Source organism: Nitrospirota bacterium (genome assembly GCA_035873375.1).
Lineage (GTDB): Bacteria > Nitrospirota > Thermodesulfovibrionia > Thermodesulfovibrionales > JdFR-85 > BMS3Bbin07.
In genome coordinates this window covers 63675-77762 of the sequence record JAYWMQ010000003.1, presented here as the reverse complement: position 1 = coordinate 77762, position 14088 = coordinate 63675, and the positions used below count along the sequence as shown (strand labels likewise).

General features: G+C 48.9%; 12 protein-coding genes. 2 read left to right on the top strand and 10 right to left on the bottom strand.

Translation table 11 applies throughout. From position 1 onward, the window contains the following. The 10 genes from VST71_00745 to mtnP form a co-directional block, all read right to left on the bottom strand. Positions 1-699: 3-methyl-2-oxobutanoate dehydrogenase subunit beta (locus tag VST71_00745; protein ID MEC4684249.1), on the bottom strand; the 699-nt coding region annotated here is incomplete at its 3' end. A gap of 3 nt (positions 700-702) precedes the next feature. Next, positions 703-1074, bottom strand: a complete 372-nt coding sequence (gene panD / locus VST71_00740; protein MEC4684248.1) for an aspartate 1-decarboxylase — start codon at positions 1072-1074, stop codon at positions 703-705. Between the two features lie 204 nt (positions 1075-1278). Beyond that, positions 1279-1566 (bottom strand): Asp-tRNA(Asn)/Glu-tRNA(Gln) amidotransferase subunit GatC, encoded by a 288-nt coding sequence (gene gatC / locus VST71_00735; GenBank protein MEC4684247.1) that lies wholly within the window; start codon positions 1564-1566, stop codon positions 1279-1281. Positions 1567-1643: 77 nt separating this feature from the next. After that, positions 1644-3764 carry a UvrD-helicase domain-containing protein gene (locus VST71_00730; GenBank protein ID MEC4684246.1) on the bottom strand — a complete coding sequence of 707 codons (2121 nt, stop codon included), beginning with the start codon at positions 3762-3764 and terminating at the stop codon, positions 1644-1646. 266 nt (positions 3765-4030) lie between these two features. Next, positions 4031-5857 (bottom strand): glutamine--fructose-6-phosphate transaminase (isomerizing), encoded by a 1827-nt coding sequence (gene glmS, locus VST71_00725; GenBank protein MEC4684245.1) that lies wholly within the window; start codon positions 5855-5857, stop codon positions 4031-4033. A 6-nt stretch (positions 5858-5863) separates the two neighbouring features. Continuing rightward, the gene (gene glmU, locus VST71_00720) at positions 5864-7246 is read right to left on the bottom strand and encodes a bifunctional UDP-N-acetylglucosamine diphosphorylase/glucosamine-1-phosphate N-acetyltransferase GlmU (protein MEC4684244.1); all 1383 of its coding nucleotides are present in this window, start codon (positions 7244-7246) and stop codon (positions 5864-5866) included. Next, entirely contained in the window at positions 7243-8271 is a 1029-nt protein-coding gene (locus tag VST71_00715; protein ID MEC4684243.1) for a trypsin-like peptidase domain-containing protein, read from the bottom strand. Before VST71_00715 ends, glmU begins: the two co-directional genes overlap by 4 nt. A gap of 167 nt (positions 8272-8438) precedes the next feature. Continuing rightward, positions 8439-9194: a YebC/PmpR family DNA-binding transcriptional regulator gene (locus tag VST71_00710; protein ID MEC4684242.1), complete on the bottom strand. Its 756-nt coding sequence runs from the start codon at positions 9192-9194 to the stop codon at positions 8439-8441. A gap of 174 nt (positions 9195-9368) precedes the next feature. Beyond that, positions 9369-10754: a sigma-54 dependent transcriptional regulator gene (locus VST71_00705; protein ID MEC4684241.1), complete on the bottom strand. Its 1386-nt coding sequence runs from the start codon at positions 10752-10754 to the stop codon at positions 9369-9371. Further along, complete coding sequence (gene mtnP, locus VST71_00700) at positions 10741-11520, bottom strand: S-methyl-5'-thioadenosine phosphorylase (GenBank protein ID MEC4684240.1); 780 nt, start codon at positions 11518-11520, stop codon at positions 10741-10743. Before mtnP ends, VST71_00705 begins: the two co-directional genes overlap by 14 nt. 151 nt (positions 11521-11671) lie before the next feature. Between mtnP and VST71_00695 the strand changes: the two genes are divergently transcribed. Then, entirely contained in the window at positions 11672-13060 is a 1389-nt protein-coding gene (locus VST71_00695) for a TldD/PmbA family protein (GenBank protein ID MEC4684239.1), read from the top strand. Between the two features lie 138 nt (positions 13061-13198). Then, entirely contained in the window at positions 13199-14086 is an 888-nt protein-coding gene (lpxC, locus tag VST71_00690) for a UDP-3-O-acyl-N-acetylglucosamine deacetylase (protein MEC4684238.1), read from the top strand. The last annotated feature ends 2 nt before the right edge of the window (positions 14087-14088 follow it).

The window sequence follows — 14088 nt, the reverse complement described above, 5'->3', positions numbered from 1 at the left end:
CTTCATCCTCAGATACTTCCCCTGGAGTTTCAGGTTCTGCCGCTCAAGCTCGCCTTCACCAAGGTAGAGAGATTTAATCACCCGCGGAGGCCTTGACCGGCAGCCGTCAAGCACCCAGTCCTTTGAAGGCAGGGCAGGCGGGACATACTCAACCGGAACAAAGTGCTCCATCATCTGTCCAAGAACTCCGTCTGCAAGAAGCATTACGGGATTCCTGTATTCATCCGCCCTGTCAAATGCCTTCATCGTGAGAATCCATAGCTCCTGGTGACTGAAAGGTGCATACACGAGTACCCTGTAGTCACCATGCCCGCCACCCCTTGTTGACTGAAAGTAATCCTGCTGACTGCCTGATATATTACCAAGTCCCGGACCGCCCCGCTGGATGTTAACGATAACCGCCGGAAGCTCGGCCCCTGCCAGGTAGGAGATACCTTCCTGCTTGAGGCTTATCCCCGGAGAAGAAGAGGACGTCATGGCCCTTACGCCAGCGGCAGAAGCACCATAAACCATATTTACGGCTGCAAGCTCACTCTCTGCCTGTATAAAGACACCATCAGCCTCGGGCATTCTCCAGGACATATATTCGGGGATCTCATTCTGGGGGGTGATAGGGTAGCCGGCATAAAAACGGCAACCGGCCATAATTGCCGCCTCTGCAACAACCTCGTTACCTTTCATCAAGAGAGATTCAGCCATAAATCAACCTCTTTTCAGATTACGAACCTCTTTTATCCTGTTTTCCTCATCCATTATCAAGACTCGTGGTACGGCAGCAGATATCTCATCTTCATCCATCCAGGAATATGAAAATATGATTATCCTGTCACCGGGAATGGCCTTTCTTGCAGTTGGACCGTTTAGCATAAAACCCCTCTTCCCACGTTCGCCAGGGATGATGTAGGTCGTAAATCTCTCTCCGTTGTCAAGATTGCTTACATGAACCTGCTCATAGGGAAGCATCCCTGCCTCCTCCAGTATATCCTCATCTATGCTTATACTCCCCTCATACCGGAGGATACAATCCGTAACCCTGGCCATGTGAATCTTGGCCTTTAACATGCATCTGAACATTTATCTTTACCTGCCTCTTCTGTTTTATATCAATATTCTTCAGGGTCATCAACGAAAGTTCTGCCCTGGTGTCATGTCAATCTTGTAATGTCGGGGTATTTGAATTGTCATTCCCGCTACGTGGGGAATCATATCCCTCTTTGATTCCGGACAAGCCGGAATGACACTTGAAAGTTGACACAACAATTGGTACAGACTTCAATTTTATTCAATAATTTTTGGAACCCGGTAAAAACCGTCTGCAACTTGAGGGGCATTTCTCAGGGCCTCCTCCCGTGGCAGCGAGGTCCCCGGCACATCATCACGAAAGACATTATTGACGGGAATTACATGACTGGTAGGTTCAACACCGGATGTGTCCAGCTCGTTCAGTTTATCAACATAATCCAGTATCTCATTCAACTGGCCACCGTAGACATCCTTTTCATCCTCTTTCAATCCCAGCCTTGCAAGCCGGGCTATATGTTCCACATCACTGCCTGAAATCTTCATCTCTCTTTAACCTCCGCACTCACTGTACGTCATCAGTGGTCTGTTATGCTCTTCACCAATAACGAATAACCAAAGGCTTATATCCTCTCCAAATGTGCAAACTTAAGGGCCAGTCTCTTTATCCCAACCCCCGGAAAGTTCACACAGACCTTAAGGTCATCACCCTTGCCATAGCAATCCCTTACAACGCCTATACCCCACTTGGGATGCCGGACACGACAACCGGTTTTATATGGAAATGCGTAAACCACTGCCTTGTTCCTGGCAAAGCCTTTCTCCTTGCTACCATTACCTGAAACCCGCTTGCATGCGGCCTTTTCCACCCAATGACAATGCTCCCGGGGTATATCCTTCAGGAATCTTGAAGGCTCCTGTTCCTGTCGCTTTGAGAATATCCTCCGCCTCCTTGCCCCGGTAAGACAGAGAATGTCTTTCGCCCTTGTCATTCCAACATAAAAAAGACGCCTCTCTTCATATACCTCCTCTTCATTGTCAGCGGACTTGAAGTACGGGATCAGGCCTTCTTCAATGCCGACAATAAATACCACAGGGAACTCAAGCCCCTTGGCAGTATGAAGGGTCAGCAGTGAAACAGCATCCCCGGGCATGGATTCATCAAGCCTTGTAACAAGAGAAACCCTGTCAAGGAACTCATCGATTGACGACCCCTCGGCAGAGACCATTAACTCGGTCACATTCTGAACTCTCTGTTCTTCAAGATCCTCGGCATATCCAGTCAGCTCTACAACCGACTTGATGGCCTCAGAGGCTGATGAATCCTTGAGACCTGATATCCCGTTTATGAGTTTGAGAAAGACATCAAGCTTGTCTATAACGGTCTGAGAAGAAGACTTTGTCTTACAGATACGCCTGATTGCCTCAAAAAGACTTATCCCTCTTCTCTTGGACTCCTGCTCAATCTTATTAAGTGTGGCAGAACCGATCCCCCTGTGGGGAATATTAATTATCCTTCTGAGGCTGACATTATCATGGTGATTCACACAGAGTCTCAGATAGGCTATTATGTCCTTGACCTCTTTTCTCTCGTAGAAACTCATGCCTCCAACTACACGGTATGGAATCCCCTCTCTCCTGAGTGCCTCTTCTATAACCCTTGACTGGAGGTTTATACGGTAAAGCACCGCCATGTCCCTGTAATTGTAAACACCCTTGAGATATATATCCTTGATCGTTCTTACAACATACTTTGCCTCATCTTCCTCAACAGGGAGCCAGTAGAAAAAGACCTTCTCCCCCCTGCCGCGGTCGGTCCAGAGACGTTTTGCCTTTCTCAGAGGGTTTTGGGATATGATGGAGCCGGATACATCGAGAATATTTTGAGTGCTGCGGTAGTTCTGCTCAAGCTTTACAACCTTGACGCCGGGGAAATCCTTTTCAAGATTAAAGATATTCTTTACCTCTGCGCCCCTGAAGCGATAAATACTCTGGTCGTCGTCCCCCACTGCAAAAATATTGGAGTGACCGGATGCAAGAAGTTTAACCAGCTGATACTGGGCACGGTTTGTGTCCTGGAACTCATCCACAAGGATGTAGGCAAACTTTTCACTGTACTTCCGGAGTACATCCGGATGTTCCCGAAAGAGCCGTACGGTAAGCATTATCAGGTCATCAAAATCAAGGGCGTTACACCGCCTCAGCTCATCCTGAAATCTTATATAGACCTTGGCGAGTTTCTCGTCAAAGCCAAAACCGTCACCGGAAGAGAGAAACTCCTCGGGGGTAACCATGGACGCCTTCAGTGAACTTATCCTTGAAGCAACCCCCTTGTAGAGGGCCTCATATATCTTTAACTCCCTGAGTATATGCCTTATCAGGCTGTGCCTGTCACTTTCGTCATATATTACAAATCCGGGGCTGTACCCCAGGGCCGTTATATCACTTCTCAGAATCCTGTTACACTGGGAATGGAAAGTCCCTATCCAGCACCCCTTCAAATCATCTGAAATGAGTGAAGATATCCTCTCCTTCATCTCGTTTGCGGCCTTGTTGGTAAAGGTAACTGTAAAGATGGAAGACGGAGGGATATTCTTTTCTTTTGTAAGGAGGGCATACTTGTGGGTTATGACTCTGGTCTTCCCGCTCCCGGCACCTGCAAGCACTAAAAGAGGCCCGTCTGTATGAAGCAGTGCCTCTCTTTGTTGAGGATTCAGGCCATTTTGCAATTCTTCTTTGCTCATCTCCCATTCCCCCTTTTGTTTAGTACAGAGACCGGAGTACTCAAAGAAGTTCTGAAACTGGAAAGTTGAGTATCCTGAATAGTGAAAACCCCAACTTCCTAATTTCCAAACTTCTTATCTTCTCTCTGTTTTCCCCGCACTCTCTACTTTTTTTATAATTCTGCAACTTAAACACTCCAGCCACAATTCTCCCTTCTTCTATACTGCAAACTCCAGGGTATCTATTAGAATAACAGATTTCCGCCTTCTAAATCCATTAACAGGGCCTATTCAACAGTCACACTCTTGGCAAGATTCCTTGGCTGGTCAACGTCACACCCCCTTAACACCCCGATATGATATGCCAGCAACTGGAGGGGAACAGCCATAAGCACTGCCTCCAGATAGGGATTTGTATCAGGTATCCCGATGGTATAATCAGCCTGCTGAACCTCTCCCAGCAGTTTATCACTCATAACGACAACAGCCCTTCCGCCCCTGGCCTTTACCTCTGATATGTTGGACAGGACCTTCTCCTTCAACAGACCACGCTGCACCAGGAATACCACAGGCACATCTTCATCTATCAGGGCAATCGGACCATGCTTCATCTCACCTGCAGGATAGCCCTCTGCATGTATGTATGAAATCTCCTTCAGTTTCAATGCACCCTCAAGTGCTATGGGATGCAGAATCCCCCTGCCGAGGTAGAGAAAATCCTTTGCCTTAAACAGCTCTTTTGCCACTGCAACTATTGCATCTTCATTGCTTATAATCTTCTCTATCTTTTCAGGCACCTTCAGCAGCTCCGCAATCATGCCCACAGCATCCTCTTCCCCCAATCTCCCCACGATTCTTGCCATTATCAGAGAGAAGAGGTAGAGTGAAAACAGTTGAGCAGTAAAAGCCTTTGTGGAGGCAACACCGATCTCCGGCCCTGAATGGGTGTAGAAGACCGCATCCGCCTCCCTTGCAGAGGTTGCTCCCAGGGCATTACAGATACTGAGGGTCATGGCGCCAAGCCTCTTTGCCTCCCGCTGCGCTGCAAGGGTGTCTGCTGTCTCTCCGGACTGGGTTATGGAGACAAACAGGTCCTTCTCACCTATCAGCGGCCCCCTGTAGCGGAATTCCGAAGCAAGGTCCACCTCAACAGGTACTCTCGCTATCTGCTCTATCATATACTTCCCGGCAAGCGCTGCATGCCAGGACGTCCCGCAGGCCCCTATAAATATACGCTCAACGCCTCTGAGCATCCCCTCATCAAGCATGAACTCGCCAAGGTTAACCTCTCCCCTCTCAGGGAATATCCTGCCGCGCAGGGTATCTGAGAGGGCCCGGGGCTGCTCATGAATCTCTTTAAGCATATAATGCTTGTATCCGCCCTTGTCAGCACCGGCAGCCATCGGGGGTATAAACTCGATCTCCCTCTCAAGGGTATTCCCATTGAGGTCCGTAATCCTGTACCCTTCCGGGCTGAGCACAACCATATCGTTATCCTCTAGAAAGATTACCCGTCCTGTCCTTGCATGAAAGGCCGGCACATCAGAGGCAAGGAAAAACTCCCCTTCACCTATGCCAAGCACCAGGGGACTGTCCTTCCTGACGCCGATAATCTTCTGCGGGTCACCGGCAGAAAGAACCAGTATGGCATACGCCCCCCTGGCATCCTTGAGGGCCATCCTTACGGCCTCTTCAAATTTAAAATCCCTGCTGTATCTGTCTATCAAATGACACAGCACCTCGGTATCGGTCTCCGAGGTAAACCTGTAACCCAGGGCGGTCAGATCCTTTTTGAGATCAAGATAGTTTTCTATAATCCCGTTATGCACAAGCACTATATTGTCTGAACTGTGGGGATGTGCATTATATTCAGACGGCACACCATGGGTTGCCCACCTCGTATGTCCTATGGCCACATTCGCTGCAGGCTTATCCCTGTAGACAATAGCCTCCAGGTCCTTTATCTTCCCCTTGCACCTCCGGACCTCCAACCCTTTGTCCGAGGGGAAGGCAACACCTGCTGAATCATAGCCCCTGTATTCAAGGTGTCTCAACCCTTCAACCACAAGGTCAACTGCATCCTCTTTGCCTATATATCCTATTATTCCACACATAGCTCGTTATTTTTTCTTCTTCCTTTTCTTCGCCCAGCCTTTTATACACCTCTCCGGAGACCTGCTGATGGCAAGGGCACCTGGGGGAACATCCCTTGTTATGGTTGACCCGGCACCCACATAGGCCCCCTTTTCCACCCTCACAGGTGCAACAAGCTGCGTATCACTCCCTATAAAGACATTGTCCTCTATAACCGTCCTGTGTTTTTTCACCCCGTCATAATTACATGTGATTGTGCCCGCCCCTATATTTACCTTCTTTCCCACATCTGCATCTCCGATATATGTGAGATGCTGCGCCTTTGCACCCTCACCTATGGTTGATGCCTTCACCTCAACAAAATTACCGATCCTCGCATCCTTCATAATCCTTGTTCCGGGCCTCAGCCTGGCAAAGGGACCTATAATTGTATTGCCCTGTATTTCGGCTGATTCAATAACCGACGAATCCTTTATGGTGACCCCGTCACCTACGGTGCTGTCCGTTATTCTTACATCCGGATAGATGACGCATCCGCTGCCGATACTCGTCTTTCCCTCAAGATAAACATTGGGGTAGATATGTGTGCCTTCACCTATAACCACATCCGGATGAATATAAACCGCTGTCTCATCCATAAAACTCACATCCCTCTCAAGCCAGTACCTGACTGTCTTCTCCCGCAATATCCTCTGGGCCCTCAGCAGCTCCTCCGTGGTATTGATACCCATAAACTCCCTCTCGTCACCGGAGCAGTAAACTCCGCATGACAACCCCTTCTGACAGGCAATCTCCAGGATATCCGTAAGATAATATTCACCCTTTTTGCTGTTAAGTCCTATCTTCTTCAGCAGGGTCAGGGTTTGGGGCTTAAAGAGATAGATGCCGCTGTTTACCTCGTTTATTGCCCTCTCATCTTCAGTGGCATCCTTTTCCTCCCTTATCCCGAGGGGAGTGCCGGATCTGTCCCTTAAAACCCTTCCATACCCGGTCGGGTCCTCTGCAATAAAGGAGAGCAGGCTGAGACTCTTCCTCGCACGTCTGTGTTTTGTTATGAACTTCCTGACGGTTATGGTACTGACGAGCGGTGTATCACCATTGAGAACAAGGATGTCTCCCTGAAAACCCCTGAGCGCCCTTACCGCACTCATGAGGGCATGGGCTGTGCCAAGCGGCGTCTTCTGCAGGGCAAACCGAACGTCCCCTGATTTCAGCGCTCCCTTTAAAACCTTCTCATTATGCCTTCCCGCAACAACAATAACCCTCTCAGGCCCAAGCCCTGACACTGCACGCAGGACATAATGAATCATCGGGATACCGTTAAGCCTGTGCAGCACCTTTGGGATGGTTGATCTCATTCTCGTCCCCTGTCCGGCAGCAAGCACCACACAGGCAAGTGCCTTCTTCATGATTTCAACCTCACTCTTACTTTAAGTGTCAGCACCCCTTTGCCCCTGACAACCTTTACAGGCACCACCTGTCCCTCTCTCCTGCCCATCATGGCCTTCTTCAAATCATCCATTGAGGTCACCCTGGTCCCGTCAATATCAATTATTATGTCTCCCCCGAGATAAAAAATTATTCCGCTGATCTCAACGGGTCTGTTGCCACCCCTGATACCGGCCCTTGCAGCCGGGCCTTTCGGGTCCACCTCGGAAACGAGTATACCTGTATCAACAGGGAGCCTCAATGCAGCGGACAGTTCCTTCCAGAGCGGCACGCCTGTTATTCCAAGCCAGGGCCTCTTCACCCGGCCGTACTTGATCAGATCGGGTATCAGGCCCTTTGCCGTATTTACCGGTATGGCAAACCCGATCCCGACATTGCCTCCCGACGGGCTGAAGATGGCGGTATTTATAGCAACGACCTCTCCTGATGTGTTTATCAGGGGGCCGCCCGAGTTTCCCGGATTTATTGGTGCATCAGTCTGAATAACATTCTCTATCACCCTGCCGGACTCTGTTGTCAAAGGCCGCCCCAGGGCACTGATAATCCCTGTGGTAAGGGTAGAGGTAAGCCCAAAGGGATTGCCTATGGCATAGACCTTCTGACCAACCTGAAGTCTCTCCGAATCACCAAGCTTCAGGGGAATCAAGCCCTTCACACGGGGTATCCGGATAATGGCTATATCGTTTTCCGGGTCAGCCCCGACAAACGTTGCCTTGTACTTGTTTCCGTTACTCAGGGTAACCGTTATCTCTGAAGCACCCTCTATCACGTGATAGTTGGTAAGCACGTAACCTGCTGGGTCGATTATGGAGCCGGAGCCGGCGCCCTTACGGGGATATACTGAAAAAAAATCCCTTATCAGGGTAGTGGTGGTGATATTGACAACCGAAGGGCTTACCTCTTTGTAAACCCTTATGTTGATCGCCTCCTCAGGGGTAAGGGCGTAAGTGCCGGTAACCAGGGTTAATACTACGGATACTATCAAAATGAGCAGGAGACCCTGCCTCGATAAAATGGCTCTCCACGGCAGACGCAAGGAAGAATCTGTCTCTGATGTAGAGTAACTCATATATAAATCTTATAGATCATCATCCGATGTTCTTGTCATTATCTGTATAGTTTTTCGTCTGTATACTTTTTCAGCCCTGGCTGTTATTTTTCAGCCTTGGCCATCACTTCATCAGGGATGTCAAAGTTTGCATAGACATTCTGTACATCATCAAGGTCTTCAAGTATCTCCATGAGCCTGATCATCTTCTCTGCCGTACTACTATCCAGGGAGACACAGGACTTTGGAAGCATGGTTATCTCCGCCACGGATACGGGGATACCCCGTTCCAGAAGCACATCCTTAACCTTTTTAAGGTCTTCCGGGGCTGTAATTATCTCGTAGTGAGCTTCACTGGGATCATTCTTCATATCCTCTGCACCCGCATCAATGACAATACTCATTAGCGTATCCTCGTCAGTGGACGACTTCTCAACAAGGATATACCCCTTTTTTTCAAACATCCAGGAGACACATCCTGCCTCACCGAGACTACCGCCATGCTTGCCGAGCAGGTGTCTTATCTCTGCCACTGTACGGTTCTTGTTGTCCGTAAGCACCTCGATAAGCAGGGCCACCCCGCCGGGGCCATATCCTTCATAGATGGCCTCCTCATATGAGGCACCCGGCAACTCACCCGTGCCCTTCTGTATGGCCCTTTTTATATTATCGTGAGGCATGTTTGCCTCTTTTGCCTTCTCGATTGCCGTTCTCAACCTCGGATTCATTGCTGGATCCTCACCCCCAAGCCTGGCAGCAACAGCTATCTCCTTGGCAAGCTTTGAGAAGAGCTTGCCCCTCTTGACGTCAACTACGGCTTTTTTGTGTTTTATTTGAGACCATTTGGAGTGTCCTGACATACTGCCCCCGAATATATAGTGGTTCTGCTATCCACAACTATACGCCCTGTTGGTAATCCTATACCTGGAAAGGTCTGTGGCACTGTAGGATTCTGTACTGCTGTTTATCTTTTATAATAACGAGCTGAAGCCTTTGGTGTCAATGATTTCACTTTTTTCATCACCGGATTCCAGCTACTCGATCTGATATTCCTTGATCTTTGTAAGAAGTGTTTTATAGCTTATCTTCAGTAACTCCGCAGCCCGTGTCTTGTTCCACCTTGTGCTCTCAAGTGCCTTTCTGATCCTCAGCGTCTCTGCAAGTTTCAGGGCAGCCTTTGTCGTCTCCTCAAGGGGGCCATCCATCGGAAGTCCCTCAATGGAAGAATTGACTTTCAACGCCATCAGTGAGATATGCTCCGGCAGGATGGTATCCCCATCTGCAAGGATCATTGCCCGTTCGATTGTGTTTTCAATCTCCCTCACATTTCCCTTCCAGTTATACTCCATGAGCAGCTTCATGGTCTCACGTGATATTGCTTTCGGTTTTATCTTCATCTCAGCGGCATATTTATTAACAAAGAACTCCGCAAGCATCGGTATATCGTCCCTTCTCTCCCTGAGCGGCGGGATAAATATGGGAAAGACGTTCAGCCTGTAATACAGATCCTCCCTGAACTTACCCTCCTGAATGCAGGAGGCCAGATCCTTGTTACTTGCTGCAATCACCCTGACCTCAACCTGAATCGGTCTTGTACCCCCAACACGCTCAATAACGTGGTCCTGCAGAACCCTCAAAAGCTTTGCCTGAAGCGACATCTCAAGCTCTGCAATCTCGTCAAGAAAGATCGTACCCTTGTGCGCGAGTTCAAACTTTCCCAGCTTTCTTGCTTCAGCACCTGTAAATGCTCCCTTCTCATGTCCAAAAAGCTCACTTTCAAGTAATTCACGGGGAATGGCTGCACAGTTTATGGGAACAAAAAGGTTGTCCTTGCCCATACTCAGGTGATGTATCGCCCTTGCAAAGAGCTCCTTGCCTGTACCGCTCTCTCCATGCAAAAGGACCGTGCTCTTTGTAGGGGCAACCCTCTGGACTTTCTGAACCACATCCTTGATCTTGTCACTCACCCCTATAATCCTGGGCAGGCCTGTCCTTGAAGAAACCTCCTCTTTCAGAAGAAGGTTTTCCCTGTAAAGCCGTCTCACTTCCAGAGCCCTCCTGACAATAACGAGCAGATGATCTATGTCAAAAGGCTTTGTTATAAAATCATAGGCACCCTGCTTCATCGCCTCCACAGCTACTTCTATGGTTCCATATGCGGTCATTATTATTACAGGAAGCGTGGGGTCTTCAACCTGGGCGGCCTTAAGCACCTCCAGACCATCCTTCTTCGGAAGTTTAAGGTCGGTAACAACAACGCCAACAGTCCTCTGCTGAAGCTGCTTTATACCTTCCTTTCCGTCAAGGGCTATAATACATTTGTAACCCTCCGAGCTCAGGGAAGCCTTCAGCATATCAGCCATGGACTTTTTGTCCTCAACTATCAGAATACTCTCCACTCCGGCCTCACATTCCTGCATCTCTAAGTGCCTCCCCGCAGGGACAATCCCTCTGCTGAGGGACCAATCCGATCGCCCCGGACAACAGGGTCTTCACATCTTCAGTACTTCTGTTCATTGTTTCAACCACCTCTTTAGTAGTAAGCTTCACAGGTGAAATTCCTGCTGCAAGGTTCGTAACCACACACAGGGCCACATAACACAATTCACTCTCACGTGCAAGCACTGCCTCGGGCATGCCTGTCATGCCGACAACATCGGCATTCATGGAGCTGAAAAAAGCGATCTCGGCCGCTGTCTCAAGCCTCGGCCCCTCCACACATATATATGTCCCGCCATTCCGGAGCTTTATCCCTCCGGACTCAGATGCCTGGATAAAGCTCTCCCTCAACTCCGGACAATACGGCTCTGTAAAGTCCACATGCACCACATCATCACCATCATAAAAAGTATTTACCCTGGACTTTGTAAAATCAATCAACTGATTAAGGAGCACGATATCCCCCGGGCTTAAACTGCTGTTAATGCCGCCCACTGCACTGACGGCTATCACCCTTTCTGCGCCCAGTTCTTTAAAACCCCGGATATTGGCACGGTAATTCACCTTGTGAGGGGGGATATTATGCTTAAAAGAGTGTCTCGGCAGAAAGGCCACGGTCCTCCCGGATAACTCACCAATCATGAATTCATCGGAAGGAAGACCATAGGGTGTCTCAACAGCCCTCCTCTCATTGACCTTAAACCCCGGAATCTCGTACAGTCCGCTACCACCTATCAAACCGATCATAAAAAAGGACGCCCCTCCCCTTCACGGAATATTTCCCTGTCTCGTGTTTTCGGTTTCATACTGATACTGGTAAAGAAAATGATATAATAGTTTACCATAAAATAGTAACATTACATGCTAACATTACATGACTTGGGACAGGAGGTTTTTTGTGATTGACCGGGATATATTGAGTAAGGCAATTAAAGTTGCACTGAAGCATGGAGGAGATTACGCCGATATATTTGTTGAATCAAAGAGGTCCTTATCCGTACAACTTGAGGACGGCAAGATCGAGAAACTCCTGAAAGGGACAGATGCAGGGGTTGGAATAAGGGTTATATTCCAGGGAAAATCCGCTTACGGATATACAAACGAATTCAGTCAAGGGGCAATACTTGAACTGGCGGAAACAGTAAGCAAGGCATCAAAAGGCCCTGCCCTGCAAAAGACGATTGATCTCAGAAGCATCAACCCGAAGGTTGACTTTGTTATAAAAATACCGCCCGAGGAGGTAGAATCCCGGAAAAAGATAAACATGCTGAAAGACGCCGACCGGACAGCTAGGGCCTACAATCAGAGCATCAAGCAGGTACTTGTGGTTTACAGGGAATCGGCTCAGACCGTCAGGATAGCAACATCCGACGGGGTCATGGCAGATGACAGGAGGGTGCATACGCTTGCCCTTGTCCAGGTAATTGCTGCTGAAGACGGTACAATCCAGACGGGTTATGAGCCGGTGGGCGGACATACAGGATTTGAGCTCTTTGATGAGCATCCGCTGAATGTCATCTCTGAAAAGGCAGCCGGCAGGGCTGTTATGATGCTGAAGGCCAGGAGGGCACCTGCCGGCCGTATGCCCGTGGTTATAGCCTCTGAAGCGGGCGGCACAATGATTCATGAGGCTATAGGACATGGCCTTGAGGCAGACCTTGCCGGGCAGGGTCTCTCTGTTTATTCAGAAAAACTGGGCCAAAATGTGGCATCCAGCCTGATAACCGTTATTGACGATGCAACCCTCCCCAACAGGAGAGGGTCTTTCAGATTCGATGACGAGGCAACCCCCTCACAGAGAACGGTACTTGTGGACAGGGGAGTGCTTGTGGCTTACATGTATGACAGGCTGAATGCCCTGAAAGAGGGAAAGAGATCAACAACAGGTAACGGCAGGCGGGAGTCTTACCAGCACAGGCCGATACCCCGCATGAGCAATACATTTATTGCACCCGGCACTGACTCTCCGGAGGAGATTATCAGGTCTGTGCAGCAGGGGCTCCTTGTTAAGAAGATGGGGGGAGGTCAGGTAAACACCGTCACCGGGGATTTTGTTTTCGAGGTTCAGGAGGGATACATCATAAAGGACGGACTCGTCGGAGAACCTGTAAGGGGAGCTACCCTGACAGGTAATGGACCGCAGATACTTAAATCCATGGATATGGTCGCATCCGACCTCGGGTTTGCCATCGGAACCTGCGGTAAGGATGCACAGGGAGTCCCTGTCTCTGATGCAATGCCTACAGTAAGGATTCCGGAAATAGTAGTTGGCGGTGAGGTAACATAGGTATCCGGTCAGCAGGCATTACTGTGTAGAAAATACCACATTTATGTAGCCACTCTGCAAATATTGTCACAAGACTTTGTTGCCTGTCAAAGCATTTTTTCTGGCACCATTCTTGCTTTAATTTAAATTCTTAAGATTATGCGACTACAGAGAACGATAAAAAAGAGAGCAACATTTGAGGGGATAGGACTTCACACAGGACGTGTTACAAAGATCACTCTCAAACCGGCTCCGCGTGACGCGGGAATCGTATTTATAAGAACCGACCGCAGGACCATCATAAAGGCCCACATCGGTTCAGTCGTGGACACGGCCTTTGCAACCACTATAGGATATAACGGTACACGGATAAAGACCATTGAACACCTGCTTTCAACGCTCTCGGGTATAGGCATTGATAACATTATCATTGAGGTCAACGGCCCGGAAATTCCCATTCTTGATGGAAGCTCTACTGAACTCGTCAATGTAATTCTGGGGGCCGGAATCTCAAAGCAGGACGGGAAGCGCTCCTTCATCCGTATCACAAAGCCAATTACGCTCAATGACGGCCATACAGAAGTCACGGCGATTCCATACAACGGAAGGCGACTGACTTACAGTATCCATTTCAAACACCACTCATTCGGCACTCAGAACCTGAGTCTTGACCTCGATGAAGAGGTATTTATCAGGGATATAGCCCCTGCCCGGACCTTTGGTTTTCTTAAAAATGTGGAGATGCTCAGGGCTAACGGACTTGCAAAGGGTGGCTCATTTGACAATGCAATAGTTATAGGCGATCACGGGATACTCAATGAAACAGGATTGAGGTTTGACGATGAATTTGTCAGGCATAAAATACTCGACCTGATAGGAGACCTCTCTCTCATCGGCTATCCCATTCATGGGCATATAATTGCTGACAGGGCCGGTCATTCCTCACATGTAAGGTTCCTCAGAAAACTCCTCTCTTCAGTGGATTCATGGGAACTCGTCTCCCATGAGACCGAACTCAGCCAGTGTTACGCCGCCGTTTACAATTAGAT

Excerpts from the sequence above, each read along its gene's own strand:
- VST71_00705 (MEC4684241.1), bottom strand. The coding sequence starts at position 10,754 with ATGCAGGAATGTGAGGCCGGAGTGGAGAGTATTCTGATAGTTGAGGAC.
- glmU (MEC4684244.1), bottom strand. The coding sequence starts at position 7,246 with ATGAAGAAGGCACTTGCCTGTGTGGTGCTTGCTGCCGGACAGGGGACG.
- glmS (MEC4684245.1), bottom strand. The coding sequence starts at position 5,857 with ATGTGTGGAATAATAGGATATATAGGCAAAGAGGATGCAGTTGACCTT.
- gatC (MEC4684247.1), bottom strand. The coding sequence starts at position 1,566 with ATGAAGATTTCAGGCAGTGATGTGGAACATATAGCCCGGCTTGCAAGG.
- lpxC (MEC4684238.1), top strand. The coding sequence starts at position 13,199 with ATGCGACTACAGAGAACGATAAAAAAGAGAGCAACATTTGAGGGGATA.
- VST71_00730 (MEC4684246.1), bottom strand. The coding sequence starts at position 3,764 with ATGAGCAAAGAAGAATTGCAAAATGGCCTGAATCCTCAACAAAGAGAG.
- panD (MEC4684248.1), bottom strand. The coding sequence starts at position 1,074 with ATGTTCAGATGCATGTTAAAGGCCAAGATTCACATGGCCAGGGTTACG.
- mtnP (MEC4684240.1), bottom strand. The coding sequence starts at position 11,520 with ATGATCGGTTTGATAGGTGGTAGCGGACTGTACGAGATTCCGGGGTTT.
- VST71_00710 (MEC4684242.1), bottom strand. The coding sequence starts at position 9,194 with ATGTCAGGACACTCCAAATGGTCTCAAATAAAACACAAAAAAGCCGTA.